Here is a 22,203-nt window from a genome sequence, read left to right as displayed (position 1 = left end):
GGAAGAACGGGCTGCAAACCCTTGTCTGCGTTAGACGAAATGCGACTCTTTTGTCAATCCGCCAGCCTTGGTTGTATTGCTTTACCTCGAAAGTATAGGTGCTCGTTAAGATTGAGTGAAAATTTGACTGGTCACGTTTTTGTAGTGTGATATTTCTTGTGTTCAACCTCGGAAATGCTAGTGTTGCTCGACGCTGCCAACTGGTCTGGCGTCCAAAGCTGATCATTTGGCAGTCGTAACGGACGACAATATTTTTGGTCGGACCGGAACCTGAAAAATAGAAAAGGAAGATGTGATGCCGCACCCCGTAGATATTCACGTCGGCAAGCGCATTCGCCATCGCCGCTGGCTGGTCGGAATGACCCAGCAGCAACTGGCCGAAAGCGTCGGTATCAAGTTTCAGCAAATTCAGAAATACGAAACCGGTGCGAACCGGGTCAGCGCATCGCGCCTTTGGGATATCGCGGACGCGCTGGATGTCGAAGTCAGCTTCTTCTTCGAGGGGCTGGAAACCGACAGTGGGAAATCGGAAGCCGGTGAAAAGGTGCCCGCCGATCTGCTGGGAGACAAGGAGGCGCTGGATCTGGTGCGCTCGTATTACGCGATCCCCGAGAACCAGCGGCGCCGCCTGTTCGATCTGGCACGCGTTCTGAGCGACGTGGCTTGAGCTTGCCGGCCGGGCGGTCTACCGCTGAGGGGCAACCGCAAGGGGAGCGCCCGGTTTGGACATTGACGACACGGAAAAAACAGTCGGTAGCGATGACATCTTCGCCACCGCCCATGCCATGGCAGATGCCGCCCGCGTGGCGGTGCTGGAGCATTTCCGCGCCGAAGGGCTGACGGCGCAGAACAAGACCGCCACGGGGTTCGACCCGGTGACGGCGGCGGATCGCGCGGCAGAGCGCGCGATACTGGACATCCTGCAGGATCGACGCCCTCATGATGCGCTGTTCGGCGAGGAATTCGGCGCGCGGCCCGGCACGAGCGGATTGACCTGGGTGGTCGATCCGATCGACGGCACACGCGCCTTTCTGTCGGGCGCGCCGACATGGGGCGTGCTGATCGCGCTGCGCGATGCAGATGGGCCGATCTATGGCATCATCGACCAGCCCTATATCAATGAACGGTTCGAGGGTGGTCTGGGCCGCGCCCGGCTTGTCGGCCCGCAAGGCGAGCGCAGGTTGAAGGTGCGCGGCGACCGGCCTCTGGCGCAATCGATCCTGTTCTCGACCTTTCCCGAGGTGGGCACAGCGCAGGAGCGGGCGGGCTTCATGCGGGTGGCGGAGGCGGTGCAGCTGGTGCGCTACGGGATGGATTGCTACGCCTATGCGCTTCTGGCCGCCGGGCAGATCGATCTTGTGATCGAGGCGGGGCTGAATTCTTATGATATACAGGCACCCATCGCGGTGATCAAGGCGGCGGGCGGCATCGTCACGGATTGGGAGGGCGGCCCGGCCCATGAGGGGGGCCGCGTTCTGGCGGCGGCGGGCCGCCAGCAGCACGCCGAGGCGCTGGCGCTGTTGCAGGGGATCGGGTGAGCGCGGATCGGATCACGCATCGGATCACGTGACGAGATGCGGAAACGGAACGGGAGTGTGTGACATGGCGACAAGGTTTGCAGGGCGGATTGTGGCGGCGCTGATGCTGGCGGGACTGATGCTTGCGGGGCAGGCTCAGGCGCAGATGGCCGATATGGGCGGATCGGCGCAAGGCTGGCTGAGCCAGGTGCGGGCACAGGACGGGCGCGGCGCGCTGGCGGTTTCCGCGCCGCTGACGCGGGCGGCTGCCGCCCATGCCGACGATCTGGCGGGTTCGGGACGGTTCAGCCACGAGGGCAGCAATGGCAGCAGCGTGGGCCAGCGCGTGCGCAAGCAGGGCTACGGGTTCTGTTTCGTGGCCGAGAACATCGCCAAGGGGCAGGGCAGCCTGCAGGAGGTTCTGGAGGGGTGGATGGCCTCGCCGGGACATCGGCGCAACATCCTTGCCGAACAGGCGGTGGAGTTCGGGCTGGTGCGCGGGCCGGACAACCTGTGGGTCATGGTGCTGGGGCGGCCCGGCTGCTGATGGCGTGACTGGCCTGACGGGTGTGGCTGTCATCGGCGCGCTGCGCGCGATGATGAATGAAAGCGTGCGCGCTCTCGATCGGTGATCGTCTTGCAAAAGATAGTTGGGCGCGCTGGTTTTGCCGGTCTATCGAGGACTGGCCCGCCTTGGCCGTGGCGGATCGGCTTGGCGATCACCTGCGCTGCGGGAAGACGGGTCAGGGCGCGGGGCTGCCAGCTTAATCCTCAGGCGGGGCGCGCCCGGTGGGGATGGCGCAAGAGCGAAGGGAGATATCGCGAATGGTCCGGACCATGACAAGGGCGTTGCGGGGGGCGCCGATGCTGTGCCTTCTGGCGCTGGTGGCGGCGCCGGGGCTGGCCAAGGACGCTTATCCGCCGGTCGAGCTTTTGCTGCAGAGCGAAACGACGGTGATCGGCCAGCCGATCGTCTATCCTGAAGGGCCGGGACAGATCACGGTGGCGATCGTCACGATGCAGAGCGGTCAGGAGACCGGCTGGCATCTGCACGAGGCGCCGATGGCCGCGCATGTGCTCGAGGGGGAATTGACGGTGGATTACGGCCCGGATGGCACGCGGGTCTATCGCAAGGGCGATACGCTGGTCGAGGCCTTGGGTACGCGGCATCAGGGCCGCAATACGGGTGCGGGCCTCGCGCGTGTCCTTGTGGTCTTTGCCGGTGCTGAGGGCACGCCCAACACGGTGGCCGAGTGATCGCATGAAGGTCGGGCCGGGGCGGGCTTGCCCGCCCTGACGGGCGGTCGCGCGGGCGGCATGGCCTCAGCCCGTGCGAAGGGGCTGGCCCATGATGCGCAGATCGCGGATGGCGCGGTCATCGCCCATCATGATCGTGGGAAAGATCGCGTCCCAGATGTCGTCTGCGCGCGCGTGACGCGTGGCGATGGCGGGGGTGGAGGCGAGATCGAGCACCACCAGATCCGCCTCCATCCCCGGGGCGATCGTGCCGATCCTGTCGCCCATATGCAGCGCCCGGGCCGAGCCTGCGGTGGCCAGCCACAGAAGCTGCGCGGGATGCAGCGCGGTGCCGGTCAATTGTCCGATCTCATAGGCGGCGGCCATCGTGCGCAGCATCGAGAAGCTCGAGCCGCCGCCGGTATCGGTGGCCAGTCCGATGCGCTGCCCTTCGGCCAGACGGCGCCCGATATCGAACAGGCCCGAGCCGATGAAGCTGTTGGAGGTGGGGCAATGGATCAGTGCTGCGCCGGTTTCCGAAAGGCGAGAGGCCTCACGCGCGGTGAGGTGGATGGCATGGCCGAACAGCGCGCGATCGCCCAGAAGGCCGAAGGTCTCATAGACATCGAGATAATCGCGGGCCTTGGGGAAAAGCTCGGCCACCCAGGCGATTTCCTCGATCTGTTCGCTCAGATGGGTTTGCATCAGGCAGTCGGGGTGATTGGCCCAGAGCGCCCCGAGAGCGGCCAGCTGATCGGCGCTTGAGGTGGGGGCGAAGCGAGGGGTGATGACGTAGCACAGCCGGTCGACCCCATGCCAGCGGGCGATCAGCGCGGCGCTGTCGTCATAGGCGGATTGGGCGGTGTCGCACAGGCCGGGGGGCGCGTTGCGGTCCATGCAGGTCTTGCCGGCGGCCGCCCGCAACCCGCGCGCCCGGGCTGCGGTGAAGAACGCCTCGACGCTGGCGGTGTTCGAGGTGCAGAAGCTGGAGACGGTGGTGGTGCCATGGGCGAGCGTCAGGTCGAAATAGCGGTCGGCTGCGGCGGCGGCATGGGCGGGATCGGCAAAGCGCATCTCCTCGGGGAAGGTGTAGCGTTCGAGCCAGTCGATGAGCCGCGCACCCCAGCTGGCGATAATCGCGGTCTGGGGGTAATGGACATGCGCGTCGATGAAGCCGGGGCAGATCAGGCAGCCGTCATGGCGGGTCAGCGTTGCGCCGGGGGCCTGTTGGCGCAGCGTGTCCAGATCGCCCGTGGCAATGATGGTTCCGTCGCGGATCAGCAGCGCCTCGTGCCATGTGACCGAGGCGGCGGGGGCGATGCCGAATGGGTCTTCGGTGAAGGACAACACGTGACCCGTGATGATTTCGTGCCGTGTCATGAGGCGGCCTGCTGCAGTAAGGATCAGGGGTGACGATAGGCGGGACTTCGCACGCGGTAAATCGGGCAATGTGATTGTTTTCCGGGCGCGGCTTGGGTAGGTCTTGCGCCGGGGCGCATCGGCGGAGGGTGTCATGGCGGATGAGGAACAGCTGGCAGAGACCGAGGCCGAGCGAGAGGACATCTCCTATGCGCTGAATCCGCAGGCGGTGGCGCGGATCATCTATGCGGTGGATATCGGGGATCGCGCGCTGTTCCTGCAGGAAATGTCGGCGCTGCACCCGGCCGATATCGCGGACCTTCTGGAGCAGATCAACGCCTTTGACCGCCGTCGGCTGATCGAGCTTTATGGCTCGGATTTCGATGGCGACGTGCTGTCGGAGCTGGATGAGGGGCTTCGGCAGGAAGTCATCGGCCTCTTGCCGCCCGACGTGCTGGCCGAGGCGGTGCGGGATCTCGATTCGGATGATGTGGTCGATCTGGTCGAGGATCTGGAGGATCACGAGCAGCAAACCATCCTGAGCGCGCTGGAGGCCGGCGACCGGATCGCGGTGCAGCAATCGCTGACCTATCCGGAATATTCCGCGGGCCGCCTGATGCAGCGCGAGGTGGTGATGGCGCCCGAGCACTGGAATGTGGGCGAGGCGATCGATTACCTGCGCGATCAGGAGGATCTGCCGGAGCAGTTCTATCACATCGTGCTGGTCGATCCGCGGCTGAGGCCGGTGGGCAATGTCACGCTGGGCAAGCTGATGGCGTCGCGCCGGGAGGTGCTGTTGCGCGATCTGGTGGAGGACACGTTCCATGTCATCCCGGTGACGCAGGCCGAGGCCGATGTGGCCTATGCGTTCAACCAGTATCACCTGATATCGGCGCCAGTGGTGGATGAGACCGAACGGCTGGTGGGGGTCATCACCATCGATGACGCGATGGCGGTGCTGGACGAGGAGCACGAAGAGGACATCCTGCGCCTTGCCGGTGTGGGCGAGGGCAGTCTGAACGACCGGGTGATCGACACGACGCGGCAGCGGCTGCCGTGGCTGGCGGTCAATCTGGTGACGGCGATCCTTGCATCGCTGGTCATCGCGCAGTTCGAAGAGGCGATCACGCAGATCGTGGCGCTGGCGGTGCTGATGCCGATCGTGGCGTCGATGGGCGGCAATGCGGGCACGCAGAGCCTGACCGTGGCGGTGCGTGCCATCGCCACGCGCGATTTGACGGGATCGAACGTGTGGCGCTTCATCCGGCGCGAGGTTCTGGTGGGGCTGGTCAACGGGATCATCTTCGCAATCGTGATGGGGATTGTCGGGATCGCATGGTTCGGCGGGCCGGAACTTGGCTATGTGATCGGGGCGGCGATGGTCATCAACCTCGTGGTGGCCGGGCTTGCCGGTACGGTCATTCCCGTGGCGCTCGAGCGGGTGGGCATCGACCCGGCGCTGGCCTCGGGGGCGTTCGTGACGACCGTGACCGACGTGGTGGGCTTTTTCGCCTTTCTGGGGCTGGCGGCGGTGGTGTTGCTATGAGCGATCTTGCGGATATCAAGGCGGCGGCGCGCAAGGCGGCGTTTGCCGCGCGCCGTGCCGCGCATGAAGCGGCGGGACCGGGTGAGGCGGGGCATCTGTCGCAGGTGCTGGCGGGCCATCGCGGCGTGCCGCTGTCGGGCTACATGCCGATCCGCACCGAGATCGATCCGGTCCCGGCGATGGAAGAGGCCGCAGCGCACGGCCCGGTCTGCGTGCCGGTCATTCAGGGGGCGGGCCTGCCGCTGAAATTCTCGCGCTGGGAGCCGGGTTGCAGGCTGAAGGAAGGTCCATTCGGGGCGATGATCCCCGAGGTGGACGATTTCATCGAGCCGGAGATCCTGATCGTGCCGCTGGTGGCCTTCGACCGCAGCGGCGGGCGGCTTGGCTATGGCGGGGGGTTCTATGACCGGACGCTTGAGATGCTGCGCGCCAAGCGGCCCACGCTGGCCATCGGGTTCGCCTATGCCGCACAGCAGGTCGAGGCGCTGCCTCTGGAGCCCACGGATCAGCCGCTCGACATGGTGGTGACCGAGGCCGGGGTGATCGGGTTTGACCGGGGCTGAGCAGGGCGCGCCGGTTTACCGGGCGCGCATCGTGTGGACCGGCAATCGCGGGCAGGGCACGGCGAGCTATACCGGCTATGACCGAAGCTGGAATGTCGAGACGCCGGGAAAGCCCGTGATCGCCTGTTCCAACGATCCGCTGCTTGGCGGCGATCCGGCGCGGCACAATCCCGAGGATATGCTGATTTCGGCGCTGAGCGCCTGCCACATGCTGTGGTTTCTGCATTTCGCAGCGGATGCCGGGATCGCGGTGCAGGCCTATGAGGATGACCCCGAGGCGCTGGGCGAGGTGACGGCGGGTGGCGCGGGCCAGTTTCTGAGCGCGACGCTGCGGCCAAGGATCACCGTGGCCGCGGGCACCGATCTGGCCGCCGCCGACGGCTTGCATGGGCGGGTGCATGATGTGTGCTTCATCGCCCGGTCGGTGGCTTTTCCGGTCGCTGTCGCCGCGCGCTATCGCATCGCGCCGTGAACGGGGGGCGGACGGGGCGCAACAGCGCCCTTGCGCCGGAGGCGCGCGGGGCCTAACACCGCTGTCATGAAAATTCTGTTCCTCGGAGATGTTGTCGGCCGGGCGGGGCGCGCCGCCGTGGCGGATGTTTTGCCCAGGCTGCGACAGGAGTGGCGGCTGGATTTCGTCGTGGTCAATGGCGAGAATGCGTCGGGGGGGATGGGCCTGACGGGCGATCACGCCCGCGCGCTGCTGCAGGCCGGGGCCGATTGCATCACGCTTGGAGATCATGCCTTCGATCAGAAGGACATGCTGCAATTCATCGAAACCGAGCCGCGCGTGCTGCGCCCGCTGAACTATGCCAAGGATGCGCCGGGGCGCGGGCAGGGGGTGTTCAGCGACGCGCGGGGGCGCAAGGTGCTTGTCTGTCAGGCCTTGGGGCAGGTCTTCATGAAGCGGTGTTTCGACGATCCGTTCTCGGCGGTGGATGCGGTGCTGCGCGCGCATCCGCCGGGCGGTGCCGTGCAGGCGTCTTTGGTCGATATCCATTGCGAGGCCACGTCCGAGAAGATGGGCATGGGCCATTTCTGTGACGGGCGCGCGAGCGTCGTTGTGGGCACGCATACCCATGTACCCACCGCCGATGCGCAGATCCTGCCCCAAGGCACCGCTTTTCAGAGCGATGCGGGCATGTGCGGCGATTACAATTCGGTGATCGGCATGGAAAAGACCGAGCCGATGCGCCGCTTTGTCAGTGGCATGGCGCGCGGGCGGTTCCAGCCCGCCATGGGCGATGTGACGCTGTCGGGGCTTTATGTCGAGACGGATGACCGCACCGGCAAGGCCACCCGCGTCGCCATGGTGCGGCAGGGCGGACGGCTGGAGCAGACGGGGCCGTGACATCGCGGCTGGGGTTGCTGGCGGTGCTGACCGTGGTCGGCGCGGGCTGGGGCCTGACCACGCCCTTGTCGAAGATCGCCGTCAGTGAAGGCTATATGCCGTTCGGGTTGATCTTCTGGCAATTGGTGATCGCGGGTCTTTTGTTGTCGGCGTTCAATGCGTGGCGCGGGCGCGGCCTGCCGAGGGCCGGGGGCGATCTGCGGTTTTTCCTGGTGATCGCGCTGACCGGGACGGTGATCCCCAATTCGGCCTCGTTCGCGGCGGCGGTGCATCTGCCTGCGGGGGTGATCGCGATCCTGATCTCGACCGTGCCGATGTTCGCCTTTCCCATCGCCATTGGCCTGCGCATCGACCGGTTCGGCCTCATGCGGCTTGGCGGTCTGATGGCGGGGCTGGCGGGGGTCGTGCTGATGGTGGCGCCCCGGGCCAGCCTGCCGGATCCGGCGATGATCGCCTTTGTGCCGCTGGCGCTGGTGGCGCCGTTTTTCTATGCGGTCGAGGGCAATATCGTGTCGAAATGGGGCACGCGCGGCATGGATGCGATCCAGGTGCTGTCGGGCGCGTCGCTGCTGGGGGCGATGATCGCGCTGCCGCTGGCACTGGTCACCGGGCAATGGATCAGCCCGCTGCCGCCCTGGGGCGCGCCGGATGCGGCGCTCTTGGCCAGTTCGATCATTCATGCGGTGGTCTATGCCAGCTATGTCTGGCTGGTGGGGCAGGCGGGCGCGGTGTTTGCCGCGCAAGTGGCCTATCTGGTGACGGCCTTTGGTGTCACCTGGTCCATGGCGCTGCTTGGAGAAAGCTATTCAGGCTATGTCTGGGCGGCGTTCGGCGTGCTGATGGCGGGGCTGTTTCTGGTGCAACCGCGCCCCGCTATCCGCCTTGCCCCGGTTCGCGCATTGCGAGAAGATGGCCGCGATACAGGTAAAGGTGGCGGGCCGGTATGATGGACATGATCGCGACATCACAGACAGGGCAGGCCGCCATCACCCTTGCGGTGGTCGGTGTGATGTTCGCGCTGTTCATCCGCGAGATTTTTCCCACCGAGGTTGTGGCCATCGGCGGCGCGGCCCTGCTCTTGGCGCTTGGGGTGCTGCCCTATGAGGCGGGGCTTGCGGTGCTGTCGAACCCCGCGCCCTGGACTATCGCGATGCTGTTTCTGGTGATGGGCGCGCTGGTGCGGACGGGCGCGCTCGATGCGCTGACGACGCTGGCGGACCGGCAGGCGCGGCACCGCCCGAAGCTGGCCATCGTGATGCTGATGGCGTTCGTGATCGTCGGCTCGGCGGTTATGAACAACACGCCCGTGGTGGTGGTGATGATCCCGGTTTTCGTGCAGCTGGCGCGGACCTTGGGGATGCCGGCCTCCAAGCTGCTCATTCCGCTCAGCTATGCCGCGATCCTCGGGGGCACGCTGACGCTGATCGGGACATCGACCAACCTGCTGGTGGACGGGGTGGCGCGCACGCATGGCATGGAGCCGTTCTCGATCTTCGAGGTCACGCCGCTGGCGGTGGTTCTGGTGATCTGGGGGATGATCTATTTGCGGGTGATCGGACCGTTGCTGCTGCCGGAGCGGGCGTCGATGGCGGACATGCTGTCGGACCGGTCGCGGATGAAGTTTTTCACCGAGGCGGTGATCCCGCCGGAATCGAACCTCATTGGCCGCGAGGTGACCGGCGTGCAGCTGTTCAAGCGCGAGGGTGTGCGGCTGATCGACGTGATCCGCGGGGACCAGTCCTTGCGGCGCAATCTGAAGGGGGTCGAGTTGCAGGTGGGCGACCGGGTGGTGCTGCGCACGCAGATGACCGAACTGCTGAGCCTGCAGCGCACCAAGAGCCTCAAGCGGGTGGATCAGGTCTCGGCGGTGGAGACCACCACGGTCGAGGTGCTGATCACGCCGGGGTGCAAGATGGTGGGCCGGACGCTTGGTGCGCTGCGGCTCAGACGGCGCTATGGCGTCTATCCGCTGGCGGTGCATCGCCGGAACCAGAAAATCGGCCGTCAGCTGGATGATCTGGTGGTGCGGGTGGGCGATACGCTGCTGCTGGAGGGGGCGCCCGAGGATATCCAGCGCCTGTCGCGCGAGATGGATCTGGTGGATGTCTCAAAGCCTTCGGCGCGGGCGTTCCGGCGCAGTCATGCGCCGCTGGCGGTGCTGGCGCTGGCGGGGATCGTGGTGCTGTCGGCCCTTGGCGTGGCGCCGATCCTTGCGCTGGCGGTGATCGCGGTGGCGGTGGTGTTGATCACCCGCTGCATCGATGCCGACGAGGCGTTTTCCTTTGTCGATGGGCGGCTGCTGGCGCTGATCTTTGCCATGCTGGCGATTGGTGCCGCGCTCGAGGCCTCGGGGGCGGTGCGGCTGATCGTCGGGGCGATGGCGCCCGGCTTTGCAATGTTGCCCGGCTTTGCGGTCGTCTGGGCGATCTATCTGCTGACATCCGTGCTGACCGAGCTGGTGAGCAACAACGCCGTGGCGGTGGTGGTCACGCCGATCGCCATTGGCCTTGCGGATGCGATGGGGGTCGATGCGCGGCCGCTGGTGGTGGCGGTGATGATCGCCGCCTCGGCCAGTTTCGCCACACCCATCGGCTATCAGACCAATACGCTTGTCTATGGTCCCGGCGGCTACAAGTTCACCGATTTCATGCGGGTGGGCATTCCGCTGAACCTGAGCGTCGGTCTGCTGGCCAGTGCGCTCATTCCGGTGATCTGGCCGCTGTGACGCGGGCGATCAAAGCGGCCAGACCCACAGGATCATCGGCACCGAGACTGCGATCACGATGATTTCGAGCGGCAGGCCCATGCGCCAGTAATCCCCGAAGCGATAGCCGCCGGGACCGAGGATCAGGGTGTTGTTCTTGTGGCCGATGGGCGTGAGGAACGCCGAAGAGGCGCCGATTGCCACCGCCATCAGGAAAGGATCGGGCGCCACGTCGAGGCGTCTTGCGATCTCGATGCCGACGGGGGCGGCGACGATCGCGGTGGCGGTGTTGTTGAGCACGTCCGACAGCGTCATCGTCACCGCCATGAGCACCGCCAGAATGGCCCAGACCGGCAGGGCGCCGGTCAGATCGACAAGCTGCGAGGCCAGAAGCTGGGTTCCGCCGCTGTCATTGAGCGCGTCGCCCAAGGGGATCAGCGAGCCGAGCAGGACCACGACGGGCCATTCGATCTCGTCATAGAGATCGCGCAGGGGCACGATGCCGCTGAGCACATAGCCCACGACCACGATCCCCAGCCCGATGGAGAGCGGGATCACACCGGCGGTGGCCGCCGCCACGGCGGCGGCGAACAGGCCAATGGCGAGCCAGGTCTTGTTCTCCTGGGTGACGGACAGGCCGGTTTCGGCCAGCGGCAGGCATCCCAGCCAGCGGATCACCTGCGGGCCGGTATCGGCCGGGGTGAGCAGCAGCAGGATATCGCCCGGCAGGATCGTCGCGCGGCGCAGATTCTCGGTGATGCGGCGCCCCTCGCGGGAGATGCCGACGATCACCGAGCGTTGCCGCCAGTGCAGGCCGATCGCCTGCGCGCTGGTATCGACGATGCGCGCGTCGCGCGGCACGACGGCTTGTGTCAGGGTCAGGCCCTCGGCCTCGTCCTCGATCACGGCGCGGCGGTCGGCATCGGTATAGGCCAGCCCGAGCGCGGAGCGAAACGCATCGAGCGCGTCGGGCTGCGCTTCGAGGATCAGGATGTCATCGGCCCTGAGCCGGGTGGTGCGGGAACTGCCGTAGCGGCGGGTGCCGTCGCGGATCAGCCCGAGCACGGAGACATTGCTTTCGGTGGCGGCCCCGTCGAGATCCGAGAGCGGACGGTCGATCATGTCGTTGTCTTCGGGCACGGAAAGCTCGGCGAGAAAGGCGGCGGTGTCCTCGAGCGCCTCGGTCGGGTCCGTTTCGGTGGCGCGCTTGGGAATGAAGCGAGAGCCGACCAAAGTGAGGAAAGCCATGCCCGCAAGGGCGGTGACGGCGCCCACCGGTGTGAAATCGAACATCTCGAAGGGGGCGCCCAGCTGGTCCTGACGGATCGAGGCGATGATGATGTTGGGCGGGGTGCCGATCAGCGTCACCATGCCGCCGAGAATGGTGGCGAAGCTGAGCGGCATCAGCGACAGGGCCGGGGAACGCTTGGCCCGGTGGGCGGCCTGCATGTCCACGGGCATGAGCAGCGCCAGCGCCGCCACGTTGTTGATGAAGCCCGAGAGCACCGCGCCGATCCCGCCCATCAGCGCCACATGGCTGCGCAGGCTGCGGCCGTGCTGCATCAGCTTGCGGGTGATGAGCTGTACGGCGCCGGCGTTGACCAGCCCCGACGAGACCACCAGCACCAGCGCCACAATGATCGTGGCGGGATGGCCGAACCCGGCAAAGGCGTCATCGGGCTGCACCACACCCAGCACCACCGCCGCCAGAAGCGCGCAGAAGGCCACGAGGTCATAGCGGTAGCGCCCCCAGATCAGCAGGGCGAAGACCGCGCCGAAGAGGGCGAAAAGAATGATCTGGTCATGGGTCATCGAGGACTCCTGTCACGGGGTCACAGCCAAGCGCATCCTGTCGGGCGGCGCAAGCGGGTTGCGATAGGGGGGCGGGCTGTCTTATATCGGGCCGCATCAACCTTGAGTCCGATCGGAGACACGCATGGCCGGCCATTCAAAATGGGCAAACATCCAGCATCGCAAGGGGCGTCAGGACGCCGCGCGGTCGAAGTTGTTTTCCAAGCTTTCCAAGGAAATCACCGTCGCGGCCAAGATGGGCGACCCGGACCCCGAGAAGAACCCCCGCCTGCGCATGGCGGTGAAGGAAGCCAAGGCGGTGTCGGTGCCCAAGGATGTGATCGAACGCGCGATCAAGAAATCGCAGGCGGGCGAGGGCGATGATTACGAGGAAATCCGCTATGAGGGCTATGGTCCGGGGGGCGTGGCGGTGATCGTCGAGGCGATGACCGACAACCGCAACCGCACCGCGTCGAACGTGCGCTCGACCTTTACCAAGCATGGCGGCAATCTGGGCGAGACCGGAAGCGTCGCCTTCATGTTCGAGCGCAAGGGCGAGATCAGCTATCCCTCTGAGGCGGGCGATGCGGATACGGTGATGATGGCCGCGATCGAGGCCGGGGCCGAAGATGTCGAGTCGAGCGAGGAGGGTCATACGGTCTGGTGTGCGGATACCGATCTGAACGACGTCTCGACCGCGCTCGAGGCGGAGTTGGGCGACAGCGCCTCGACCCGGCTGGCATGGCGCCCGGCGACCACCACCGAGCTGGACCTTGAGGGCATGCAGAAGCTGATGAAGCTGGTGGATGCGCTCGAGGATGACGACGACGTGCAGCGGGTGACCACGAATTTCGAAGCCTCCGACGAGGTGATGGCGCAGCTGGCCGCCGAGTAAACGTGCCGGGCGTCTGGCGGTCTTCGGGCGGGGGTGGGCCAAGGCTTTTCGAAAAGCCTTGGTCAAGCGCCTTCGAAGGCGCTTGGCGCGCTGCGCGGATGACGGTGCGTTGAGGCGGGCCTGTGAGCGATGCGCGAATGGCCGGCCGGGCGGTTGCAGGCGGTGATCTCGCTCTTGTAGGACAGGATCGGATGGGGTCCGCGCCCGGGCCCGTCGCATGCGGGTGCCGACTTGTCCTTGGGGGCGCATCATGCTTTGGCGGGCGCGCGCAAAGCTCGAAGGGAGGGGGCGTATGCAGGCGTCTTTGGCGGGCTTCGCCCTTGGATTTTCGCTCATTCTCGCGATCGGGGCGCAGAATGCATTCGTGCTGCGGCAAGGGCTGCGGCGCGCGCATGTGCTGGCGGTGTGCCTGACCTGTGCGCTGTCGGATGCGGTGCTGATCGTGGCCGGGGTGGCCGGGTTCGGCGCGCTGGCCGAGGCGGTGCCGGGGCTGGAGCGGATCATGCGCTTTGGCGGGGCGGCTTTCCTGATCTGGTATGGGGCGCGCAATTTCCTGTCGGCCTGGCGCGGTGGTGAGGCGCTCGAGGCAGGCGAGGGGGCGGGGCGGCTTGGCGCGGCACTTCTGACCTGTCTGGCGCTGACATGGCTCAACCCTCATGTGTATCTGGATACGGTGGTTCTGCTGGGGTCGGTCAGCGCGCAATATGACGACAAGATCGCCTTTGGCGCAGGGGCGGTGCTGGCGAGTTTCGTGTTCTTCTTCGGGCTGGGCTATGGCGCGCGCCTGCTTTCGCCCTTGTTCCGGCGGCCCTCGAGCTGGCGGGTGCTGGATGCGCTGGTGGGGCTGGTGATGTGGGGGATCGCCGCCAAGTTGTTGATGATGTGAGGCGGGGCCGGGTCAGGGCCGGATGAGCTGACGCTCGCGCCACACGACCACGCCGATGGCGGCAATGGCGGCCAGTGCCGTGCCGAGCATGATCCACAGGAGCGGAAACGCCCCGCTTCCGGGCTTGAGAAGGATGCCGGCCAGCGCCGACAGGGCCGCGCCGCCGCCGATCATCAGCGCCCCGGCAAGCCCGCTGGCGGTGCCCGCGAGATGCGGGCGCACCGACAAGGCCCCGGCGGTTGCATTGGGGATCACCATGCCGTTCCCGAGGCCCATCAGCGTCATCAGGCCGAAAAAGCTCGCGGGGCTGCCCTGGCCTGCGTAGAACAGCGAGAGATTGGCGGCGATGCCCCCGGCATTGATGAGCGTGCCCCATAGCACCATGCGGTTCACGCCGACGCGCACCGAAAACCGCCCGGACAGGAAATTGCCGAGCATGTAGCCGATCGCGGGCGCGCCGAAATAAAGGCCGAGCTTGGCGGGGGGCAGTCCGAACACCTGATCGCCCACAAAGGGCGCGCCGCCCAGATAGGCGAAGAACGCGCCCGACGAGAGCGCCGAGGCCAGCGCATAGCCCCAGAAGCGCGGCGAGGACAAAAGCTCGGGATAGTCGGCGATCTGCGCGCGCAGCGTCTGACCGGTCAGCGGTGCGGTTTCGCCCAGATCGCGCCAGCTGAGCCACAGGACCGCGGCGCCGAGAACGAAGAGCGCCCAGAAATTGGCCTGCCAGCCATAGAGTTGATCGAGCACACCGCCGATGGCCGGGCCGATCATCGGCACGATGGCCATGCCCATCGTGACATAGCCGATCATGCTGGCGGCCTGATCCTGCGGAACCATATCGCGCACGATCGCCCGGCTGAGCACCATCGCCACCACCACCGTCGCCTGCATCATGCGGAAGGTGAGGAACATATAGGCGTTGGTGGACAGAAGGCATCCGAGCGTCGCCAGAAGGAAGATCGCCAGCCCTCCGAGTATCACCGGGCGGCGGCCCAGCCGGTCCGAGATCGGTCCCATCAGCACCTGCAGGACCGCGTTCACCGCAAGATAGAGCGCGACCGACAGCTGCATCAGCCGGTATTCCGTATCGAAATAGGCGGTCATGCCGGGCAGGGAGGGCAGGAAGATGTTCATCGCCAGCGCCGAAATGCCCGCCAGCAGGATCAGCGTGAGGATATGCGGCGGCGAGGCGCGGTCCAGAAAGCGGGAGGCGGGCAGATCGGTCATGAAGCACGGTTAGGCCCGCGCGGCGCGCTTGTCCACGCACATCGCCCTGTTGCGGGATGCACAGAAGGCGGGGGGCAAGGCCGTTCGAACGGCCTTGGGACGCGACTTCGAAGTCGCGTGCGCCTGGTGCGGCCGGGTGCGAAGGACGAGAGAGGGCGAGGCGGCCGGGCCGGGATGGCCACCGGGATGGCCCCAAGGAAATTTGCATATTTTCAAATTTGCAGCAAGATCTTTGCAGTGCTTTGCAAATTTGCCGGTTTTCGCTTTGTGCCGCGCGGTAATTTCCATATGGTCGGCCAAAATCGCAAGGGGAGCGCCATGAAAGACATTCTTCGCGAACTCGAGGATCGCCGCGGCGAGGCTCGGCTGGGCGGTGGTCAGACGCGGATCGACGCACAGCATTCCAAGGGCAAGCTGACCGCGCGCGAGCGGATCGAGCTTTTGCTGGACGAAGGCAGCTTCGAAGAGTTCGACATGTTCGTGGCGCATCGCTGCATCGATTTCGGCATGGAGGAAAACCGCCCCTATGGCGATGGGGTGGTCACCGGCTGGGGCACGATCAATGGCCGTCAGGTTTATGTGTTCAGTCAGGATTTCACCGTTCTGGGCGGCTCGGTCAGTGCGACGCATGCGATGAAGATCTGCAAGATCATGGATATGGCGATGCAGAACGGCGCGCCGGTGATCGGGATCAACGATTCGGGTGGTGCGCGCATCCAGGAAGGCGTCGACAGTCTTGCGGGCTATGGCGAAGTGTTCCAGCGCAATATCGAGGCCTCGGGCGTGGTGCCGCAGATCAGCGTGATCATGGGGCCTTGTGCGGGCGGTGCGGTCTATTCGCCTGCGATGACGGATTTCATCTTCATGGTGCGCGACAGCTCGTACATGTTCGTGACCGGGCCTGACGTGGTCAAGACCGTCACCAACGAGCAGGTGAGCGCCGAAGAGCTTGGCGGCGCCTCGACCCACACGCGCAAGAGCTCGGTCGCGGATGGCGCGTTCGAGAATGACGTGGAGGCCATGGCCGAGGTGCGCCGCCTGGTGGATTTCCTGCCGCTCAACAACCGCGAGCCGGTGCCGGTGCGCCCCTTCTTCGACGATTCGGACCGCTTGGAGCCCAGCCTCGATACGCTGGTTCCGGCCAATCCCAACATGCCCTATGACATGAAGGAATTGATCACCAAGGTCGCTGATGAGGGGGATTTCTACGAAATTCAGGAGGATTTCGCCAAGAACATCATCACCGGTTTCATCCGTCTCGAAGGGCGCACGGTGGGTGTCGTGGCCAATCAGCCGATGGTTCTGGCGGGCTGTCTGGACATCGACAGCAGCCGCAAGGCGGCGCGGTTCGTGCGGTTCTGTGATTGCTTCGAAATCCCGATCCTGACCTTCGTGGATGTGCCCGGCTTCCTGCCCGGCACCAAGCAGGAGCATGACGGGGTCATCAAGCATGGCGCCAAGCTGCTGTTCGCCTATGGCGAGGCGACGGTGCCCAAGGTCACGGTCATCACGCGCAAGGCCTATGGCGGGGCTTATGTGGTGATGTCCTCCAAGCATCTGCGGGGCGATATCAACTATGCCTGGCCCACCTCGGAAGTGGCGGTGATGGGGGCCAAGGGCGCGACAGAGATCCTGTATCGTTCGGAATTGGGCGATGCCGAGAAGATCGCGCAGCGCACACAGGATTACGAGGACCGCTTCGCCAATCCTTTCGTGGCCGCCGAGCGGGGTTTCATCGACGAGGTGATCCAGCCGCGCAGCACCCGCAAGCGCGTGAGTCGCGCCTTTGCCGCGCTGCGCAACAAGGACCGGCAGATGCCGTGGAAAAAACACGACAACATTCCGCTGTGACGGGATAGGGGCATGAGGCCCATCGGGGCGCATATCCCCGCCATGGCATTGGTGCTGGCGATCGCCGGCCCGGCCACGGCGCAGCAGGACAAGGCGAAGGAGGAGCGCCTTGTCCTGCCCTCTGGGCTGGAGGCGGGTTTGCAGGAGGTGATCTCGGATCAGCCGGGGCAGGGGCTGACCTATCGCTTTCGGTTCGTGGCGCCGGAGTTCACCGGCAAGGAAGAGTTCGACAGCATCATGGCCGACCTTGAATATCTGTGCATTTCCTATGCGATTCCGCGCCTGCCGGCGATCGGTCCGCAGCCGCGTCAGGTGGTCATCTCGCTGGCCGATCACCCGGCGGAATTCGGGGTGTTCGACCTGGATGTGACGCAGGTGTTCGAAGCCTACCGGATCGAGGATGGCACCTGCATCTGGGAGGAGTTCTGATGACGCTACAATATCTTGAGGGCAATAGCCTGTCTCGTGTCATGGTTGAGGCTTTGCCGCCACATACGCGGGTGTTTGCTCATGCCGCGTATGCATTGTCGAAAAATTCGGATATTGTGGCCCTCGGTTGCACCCAAGTAACCCATACCTCGGAACTCGGGCATCAAACGCGCGCTCTGCCGCGCGTGCCCTTACAAGGACACAGGAGACACTTATGTCGAACAGCATCAAGAGCATTCTGGCCATCGGTCTGGTTGCCTTCGTCGCAGCTTGCGCACAGCAGGCCGAAGAAGAATTCGTCGTGGTCGAGCCGGTCACGGCCGAGCCCGTTTCCACAGGCAAGTACAAGTAAGCCCTTTCGGGACTTGCTGAGGCAGGCCTTCGGGCCTGCCTCAAACTCGGATGTCCTGCGCGGCGATTCGCGCCTGACGCGGACACGCCCTTTCCCCTTTCCATGTTTCGATAGCCTTCGTGCCGCGCGCCGCGTAGCACCCGTGCCTTGCGTCGTGACGCCGACATGCGGCGGTCGCGCTGCGCGCCCGGGTGAGCGATGCGCCGCGATGGGCCATGTCATGCCGTTGGAGCACCTCCCATGCTGAAGCACCGCGGGTTTCCGGGCCGTTTGCCGGGAACCGATTTCCAGTTCACCGTGCGCCGCGCCAATCCCAAAGGTGCCACCGCGATCATCCGCCGCGAACGGTATCGCGACCGCAAGGCCGCGGACCGGCGCGCCGATGAGGGCTTTGTTCGGGCCTTGTGGGAGTGTTTCGGCGATCAGCCTTTCGAGCGCGGCAATCTGGATGCAGGTCGTCTGAGCTGGTTGATCGGGCGCGAGGTCAAACCCGCCGAAGAGCCGTTCGATCCCACGAGCTACGAGGCGCTTCTGGTGCTGGATGTGGATGTGGCGCGCGCTTCGTTTCCGGACGTGTTCGAGGATGCCGACGAGTCCGATGATTTCGACGATCCGGAGGAGTGGTGATGCCCCCTCGGACGGACCGCTGCGGCGCTTTCTTGCCAAGCCTGCGCCAATTTACGCGAAATATGGCCGATTCCCGCGCGTCGGCGCGTCCGGGCTTGGCTTTCACGGAGGCCAAAGACACGGTGATTGCCGTAGTGGAGCCCCGTCCCCAAGGGGCTTGGACCCTGCGTCCGATCCGTTACCCTTCCCCTGTCGGGCGGCGTTGCGCCATGCGGCGCAAGCCGCCCGTTTTTCCATTATCTTCAGCGTCTTGCCGCTTTCGGCGGGGGTCCGCCCATTATGCTGGCCGGAACGGTCTGCGCTTTGACGCGCGCCGTGGCCTGTCGCACTGTGAAAGCCGGTTTGCGACAGCAGAATGGAGAGGTCGAGAGACATGCAGAAATTGCTTTTACGAGGTGCCGCGATTGTCGGGCTGGCAGTGCTTGCGGGCTGTGGCGAAAGCCTGCCCGAGCAGGCGCTTCTGGGGGCTGGCGCAGGAGCGGGCACCGCAGCGGTGCTCAATGGCAGCATCGCGACCGGCGCGCTTGTCGGGGCGGCTGGCAACGTCGCCTATTGCAAGGCCTATCCGGGCCGCTGCCGCTGAATTCACCCGCGTCCTGAGGGCGCGTGATGTCACCACCATGACCACCGGTGCGCCTTGCGCCGGTGGTCTTTTTATTGCGGGCAGCTATCGGCCCGAAACCGGAGGAAGGGACGAGATATGTTCAAGAAGATCCTGATCGCGAACCGGGGCGAAATTGCCTGCCGGGTGATCAAGACCGCCCGCAGGATGGGCATTCAGACCGTTGCGATCTATTCGGATGCCGACGCGCAGGCGCTGCATGTGCAGATGGCGGACGAGGCGGTGCATATCGGCCCGCCCCCGGCAAACGAATCCTATATCGTGATCGACAAGGTGATGGACGCGATCCGCCAGACCGGCGCCGAGGCGGTCCATCCCGGTTATGGCTTCCTGTCGGAAAACCCGAAATTCGCGGCGGCACTCGAGGCCGAGGGCGTGGCCTTCATCGGACCGCCCAAGGGCGCGATCGAGGCGATGGGGGACAAGATCACCTCGAAGAAAATCGCGCAGGAGGCCGGCGTTTCGACCGTGCCTGGCGTCATGGGACTGATTGCCGATGCCGATGAGGCGGTCAAGATCAGCCAGCAGATCGGCTATCCGGTGATGATCAAGGCCAGCGCGGGCGGCGGCGGCAAGGGGATGCGAATCGCCTGGACCGACGAGGAAGCGCGCGAAGGCTTCGAAAGCTCGAAGAACGAGGCGGCCAGCAGTTTCGGCGATGACCGTATCTTCATCGAAAAATTCGTGACGCAGCCCCGGCATATCGAAATTCAGGTGCTGTGCGACACCCATGGCAACGGCGTCTATCTGGGCGAGCGCGAATGTTCGATCCAGCGGCGCAATCAGAAGGTCATCGAAGAGGCCCCGAGCCCCTTCCTTGACGAGGCCACCCGCAAGGCGATGGGAGAACAGGCGCTGAAGCTGTCGCACGCGGTGGGCTATGCCAGCGCGGGAACGGTGGAATTCATCGTCGATGGCGAGCGGAATTTCTATTTCCTCGAGATGAACACCCGCCTGCAGGTGGAGCATCCGGTGACCGAACTGATCACCGGGATCGATCTGGTCGAGCAGATGATCCGCGTCGCCTATGGCGAGACGCTGTCGCTGCGTCAGGAGGATGTGAAGCTGAACGGTTGGGCGATGGAAAGCCGGCTTTATGCCGAGGATCCCTACCGCAACTTCCTGCCCTCGATCGGGCGGCTGACGCGCTATCGCCCGCCGCAGGAGCTGGATGTCGAGGGCGCTATCGTGCGCAACGATACCGGCGTCTACGAGGGGGGCGAAATCTCGATGTATTACGACCCGATGATCGCCAAGCTGTGCACCTGGGGGCATACCCGTCTGGAGGCGATCGAAGGGATGCGCAACGCGCTCGATGCCTTCGAGGTCGAGGGGATCGGCCATAACCTGCCGTTCCTGAGTGCGGTGATGGATCATCCGAAGTTCGTGGCGGGCGACATGACCACCGCCTTCATCGCCGAGGAATATCCCGACGGGTTCGACGGGGTGCAGTTGGGCGAGGATGCGCTGCGGCGGATCGCGGCGGGCTGTGCGGCGATGCACCGGGTGGCCGAGATTCGCCGCACCCGCGTATCGGGTCGCATGGACAACCACGAGCGCCGCGTGGGCGAGGCGTGGGTCGTGTCACTGCAGGGGCATGAGTATGCCGTGACGGTGAAGGCGGACCGCGAAGGCTCGACCATCGGTTTCGCGGATGGCGCGACGCTGCGGGTGACCAGCGACTGGACGCCGGGCGATCAGCTGGCGCATCTGATGGTCGGGGGCGATCCTCTGGTGCTGAAGGTGGGCAAGGTTTCTGGCGGGTTCCGCATCCGCAGCCGGGGCGCTGATATCAAGGTGCATGTGCGCACCCCGCGTCAGGCCGAACTTGCGGCGTTAATGCCCGAGAAACTGCCGCCTGATACATCCAAGCTGCTGCTGTGTCCGATGCCGGGCCTGATCGTGAAGGTCAATGTGGCCGAGGGCGACGAGGTTCAGGAAGGGCAGGCGCTGTGCACCGTGGAGGCGATGAAGATGGAAAACATCCTGCGGGCCGAGAAGAAGGCCATTGTCACCAAGATCCACGCCGGTCCGGGCGACAGCCTTGCGGTGGATGAAGTGATCATGGAGTTCGAGTGATCAGATGACACGCCTCGCGGGTCATATCCGGGCCGGGCGGCTGGTGCCTTTGGCGCTGGCCTGTCTGGGTCTTACGGGGGCCTGCACCCGCGAGGATGAGGCGGCGCTGCGCGCGCGGCTGGCGGAGTGGTTTTCCATCGCCGAGACCCTCGCCTTTCAGGCCGAGCGCGATTGTGCGGCAGCGATGTTCCGGCTGAGCGCGGCCGATGTGAAGTCGCAGATGCCGCTGGTGTCGGGGGTGCGCGCCATGCTGCAGCAGCTTGATCGTCAGGGGCGCGCGGCACTCGATATGCGCGGTGTGTCACCCGATGAGGGGTTGGTCGCGCTGGTCGATATCGACCGGCCCAGGGGCATGGCCATGCGCCGCGCCGCCCTGGAAGGGCGGGTGTGCATGAGCGCGCCGATGGAGGATGCATTCCTGCGCGCGCTGCAGAACCGGCGCGGCGTTCTGGCCTGGGATGCGGTCAGCGGCACGATCATCATTCTCGACCCCGATAGCGGCCTGCTGGTCGTGGCGATGGGGGCGGGATGATGGCGGCGCTAAATCAGCTGCCGCCGCCGCGCTCGCGCATTTCCTGCTGGCGGGTCGGCAGCTTGTCGATGGTGCGCGAGATTTCCCGCACATCCCAGGGAAACGGCTTGCGCAGATATATCGTGCCGTCCTTGCCGGTCAGCACCAGCATGAAGCCGCGCGGCCGGAACTTGCGGCGCAGATCGCTGTTGGCCGAAGGGTCGGTATCGGTCAGAACGACGACATCGCGCGCGTCCAGATCGTCAAGCCGCTGCGAGATATATTCCATCTGCTGGATATACCGCGGATCGGCGGGCGTGTCGGCAAACACGATCAGCGGACGTTTTATCCATAAAAACTCGCTCAAATCCGCCTCGTCGCTGGAAAAGACGATCTGCGGATCGAACATGCCGTTCGCGTCCTCCGCCTGTTGTGCGGTGGCGGGAATGGCCAGAACGGCCATGAAAAGAAAGGCAAATATCTTCTGCATCATCGCTCCTGTCGGACAAGATATAGGATCGATACGGACAATTGCGAAGACTGAATTCCCCGAGGTCACGGAAAATTCGAACGTTAATCCCATCCTCAGTTTTGCGCGCGCAGCATGGGGTCAGAACGGGTTTTCCAATCCGCATCGGGCGGTTGACCGGCAAA

At 65.1% G+C, this 22,203-nt stretch carries 23 protein-coding genes; 19 read left to right on the top strand and 4 right to left on the bottom strand.

Annotation, left to right across the window (positions count from 1 at the left end; translation table 11 throughout):
* Positions 1 to 295: 295 nt before the first annotated feature.
* The 4 genes from F3H35_RS09325 (at position 296) to F3H35_RS09310 (ending at position 2,774) form a co-directional block, all read left to right on the top strand.
* The gene (locus tag F3H35_RS09325) at positions 296 to 667 is read left to right on the top strand and encodes a helix-turn-helix domain-containing protein (RefSeq protein WP_149779349.1); all 372 of its coding nucleotides are present in this window, start codon (positions 296 to 298) and stop codon (positions 665 to 667) included.
* Positions 668 to 722: 55 nt separating this feature from the next.
* Positions 723 to 1,538, top strand: a complete 816-nt coding sequence (locus F3H35_RS09320) for an inositol monophosphatase family protein (protein WP_149779348.1) — start codon at positions 723 to 725, stop codon at positions 1,536 to 1,538.
* A 64-nt stretch (positions 1,539 to 1,602) separates the two neighbouring features.
* The gene (locus F3H35_RS09315; RefSeq protein ID WP_149779347.1) at positions 1,603 to 2,064 is read left to right on the top strand and encodes a CAP domain-containing protein; all 462 of its coding nucleotides are present in this window, start codon (positions 1,603 to 1,605) and stop codon (positions 2,062 to 2,064) included.
* A 278-nt stretch (positions 2,065 to 2,342) separates the two neighbouring features.
* Entirely contained in the window at positions 2,343 to 2,774 is a 432-nt protein-coding gene (locus tag F3H35_RS09310) for a cupin domain-containing protein (protein WP_149779346.1), read from the top strand.
* A 66-nt stretch (positions 2,775 to 2,840) separates the two neighbouring features.
* Here F3H35_RS09310 and guaD read toward each other — a convergent pair whose 3' ends face one another.
* Positions 2,841 to 4,133, bottom strand: coding sequence for a guanine deaminase (guaD, locus tag F3H35_RS09305; protein WP_149779345.1), 1,293 nt, complete (start codon positions 4,131 to 4,133; stop codon positions 2,841 to 2,843).
* Positions 4,134 to 4,266: 133 nt separating this feature from the next.
* Between guaD and mgtE the strand changes: the two genes are divergently transcribed.
* The 6 genes from mgtE (at position 4,267) to F3H35_RS09275 (ending at position 10,297) form a co-directional block, all read left to right on the top strand.
* On the top strand, positions 4,267 to 5,658 hold the full coding sequence (gene mgtE, locus F3H35_RS09300) for a magnesium transporter (RefSeq protein WP_149779344.1): 1,392 nt from the start codon (positions 4,267 to 4,269) through the stop codon (positions 5,656 to 5,658).
* Positions 5,655 to 6,221, top strand: a complete 567-nt coding sequence (locus F3H35_RS09295; protein WP_149779343.1) for a 5-formyltetrahydrofolate cyclo-ligase — start codon at positions 5,655 to 5,657, stop codon at positions 6,219 to 6,221. Before mgtE ends, F3H35_RS09295 begins: the two co-directional genes overlap by 4 nt.
* Positions 6,208 to 6,693, top strand: a complete 486-nt coding sequence (locus tag F3H35_RS09290; RefSeq protein ID WP_223228369.1) for an OsmC family protein — start codon at positions 6,208 to 6,210, stop codon at positions 6,691 to 6,693. The genes F3H35_RS09295 and F3H35_RS09290 overlap by 14 nt, the downstream gene beginning before the upstream one ends.
* Positions 6,694 to 6,759: 66 nt before the next feature.
* Positions 6,760 to 7,572 carry a TIGR00282 family metallophosphoesterase gene (locus tag F3H35_RS09285; RefSeq protein WP_007814519.1) on the top strand — a complete coding sequence of 271 codons (813 nt, stop codon included), beginning with the start codon at positions 6,760 to 6,762 and terminating at the stop codon, positions 7,570 to 7,572.
* Positions 7,569 to 8,519 (top strand): DMT family transporter, encoded by a 951-nt coding sequence (locus tag F3H35_RS09280; protein ID WP_149779342.1) that lies wholly within the window; start codon positions 7,569 to 7,571, stop codon positions 8,517 to 8,519. Before F3H35_RS09285 ends, F3H35_RS09280 begins: the two co-directional genes overlap by 4 nt.
* Positions 8,519 to 10,297, top strand: a complete 1,779-nt coding sequence (locus F3H35_RS09275; RefSeq protein ID WP_149779582.1) for an SLC13 family permease — start codon at positions 8,519 to 8,521, stop codon at positions 10,295 to 10,297. The genes F3H35_RS09280 and F3H35_RS09275 overlap by 1 nt, the downstream gene beginning before the upstream one ends.
* Before the next feature lie 9 nt (positions 10,298 to 10,306).
* On the opposite strand, the gene F3H35_RS09270 is transcribed toward F3H35_RS09275, so the two are convergent.
* On the bottom strand, positions 10,307 to 12,088 hold the full coding sequence (locus F3H35_RS09270; protein WP_149779341.1) for an SLC13 family permease: 1,782 nt from the start codon (positions 12,086 to 12,088) through the stop codon (positions 10,307 to 10,309).
* 124 nt (positions 12,089 to 12,212) lie between these two features.
* Here F3H35_RS09270 and F3H35_RS09265 point away from each other — a divergent pair, with 124 nt between their 5' ends.
* Positions 12,213 to 12,962, top strand: a complete 750-nt coding sequence (locus tag F3H35_RS09265; protein ID WP_149779340.1) for a YebC/PmpR family DNA-binding transcriptional regulator — start codon at positions 12,213 to 12,215, stop codon at positions 12,960 to 12,962.
* Positions 12,963 to 13,254: 292 nt separating this feature from the next.
* Entirely contained in the window at positions 13,255 to 13,848 is a 594-nt protein-coding gene (locus tag F3H35_RS09260; RefSeq protein WP_149779339.1) for a LysE/ArgO family amino acid transporter, read from the top strand.
* A 12-nt stretch (positions 13,849 to 13,860) separates the two neighbouring features.
* On the opposite strand, the gene F3H35_RS09255 is transcribed toward F3H35_RS09260, so the two are convergent.
* Positions 13,861 to 15,078 carry a multidrug effflux MFS transporter gene (locus tag F3H35_RS09255; protein ID WP_149779338.1) on the bottom strand — a complete coding sequence of 406 codons (1,218 nt, stop codon included), beginning with the start codon at positions 15,076 to 15,078 and terminating at the stop codon, positions 13,861 to 13,863.
* A 318-nt stretch (positions 15,079 to 15,396) separates the two neighbouring features.
* Here F3H35_RS09255 and F3H35_RS09250 point away from each other — a divergent pair, with 318 nt between their 5' ends.
* The 7 genes from F3H35_RS09250 to F3H35_RS09225 all read left to right on the top strand — a co-directional run bounded on the left by F3H35_RS09250 (position 15,397) and on the right by F3H35_RS09225 (position 21,570).
* Entirely contained in the window at positions 15,397 to 16,929 is a 1,533-nt protein-coding gene (locus F3H35_RS09250; RefSeq protein ID WP_149779337.1) for an acyl-CoA carboxylase subunit beta, read from the top strand.
* A 12-nt stretch (positions 16,930 to 16,941) separates the two neighbouring features.
* Complete coding sequence (locus F3H35_RS09245; RefSeq protein WP_149779336.1) at positions 16,942 to 17,358, top strand: DUF6497 family protein; 417 nt, start codon at positions 16,942 to 16,944, stop codon at positions 17,356 to 17,358.
* 214 nt (positions 17,359 to 17,572) lie between these two features.
* Positions 17,573 to 17,710 carry a hypothetical protein gene (locus tag F3H35_RS18850; RefSeq protein WP_007814500.1) on the top strand — a complete coding sequence of 46 codons (138 nt, stop codon included), beginning with the start codon at positions 17,573 to 17,575 and terminating at the stop codon, positions 17,708 to 17,710.
* Positions 17,711 to 17,950: 240 nt separating this feature from the next.
* The gene (locus tag F3H35_RS09240; RefSeq protein WP_149779335.1) at positions 17,951 to 18,337 is read left to right on the top strand and encodes a hypothetical protein; all 387 of its coding nucleotides are present in this window, start codon (positions 17,951 to 17,953) and stop codon (positions 18,335 to 18,337) included.
* 373 nt (positions 18,338 to 18,710) lie between these two features.
* Entirely contained in the window at positions 18,711 to 18,920 is a 210-nt protein-coding gene (locus F3H35_RS09235) for a hypothetical protein (protein WP_149779334.1), read from the top strand.
* A 117-nt stretch (positions 18,921 to 19,037) separates the two neighbouring features.
* On the top strand, positions 19,038 to 21,038 hold the full coding sequence (locus tag F3H35_RS09230) for an acetyl-CoA carboxylase biotin carboxylase subunit (protein WP_149779333.1): 2,001 nt from the start codon (positions 19,038 to 19,040) through the stop codon (positions 21,036 to 21,038).
* A gap of 4 nt (positions 21,039 to 21,042) precedes the next feature.
* Positions 21,043 to 21,570: a hypothetical protein gene (locus tag F3H35_RS09225; protein WP_149779332.1), complete on the top strand. Its 528-nt coding sequence runs from the start codon at positions 21,043 to 21,045 to the stop codon at positions 21,568 to 21,570.
* Between the two features lie 13 nt (positions 21,571 to 21,583).
* Here the strand turns inward: F3H35_RS09225 and F3H35_RS09220 are convergent, their stop codons facing one another.
* Positions 21,584 to 22,042: a DUF4174 domain-containing protein gene (locus tag F3H35_RS09220; RefSeq protein WP_149779331.1), complete on the bottom strand. Its 459-nt coding sequence runs from the start codon at positions 22,040 to 22,042 to the stop codon at positions 21,584 to 21,586.
* Positions 22,043 to 22,203: the final 161 nt, after the last annotated feature.

It is taken from the genome of Roseovarius litoreus, assembly GCF_900142765.1.
In the GTDB taxonomy this organism is placed as follows: Bacteria; Pseudomonadota; Alphaproteobacteria; order Rhodobacterales; family Rhodobacteraceae; genus Roseovarius; species Roseovarius litoreus.
The sequence above is the reverse complement of the archived record's forward strand: the minus strand, read 5'-3'. Positions and strand labels throughout refer to the sequence as shown.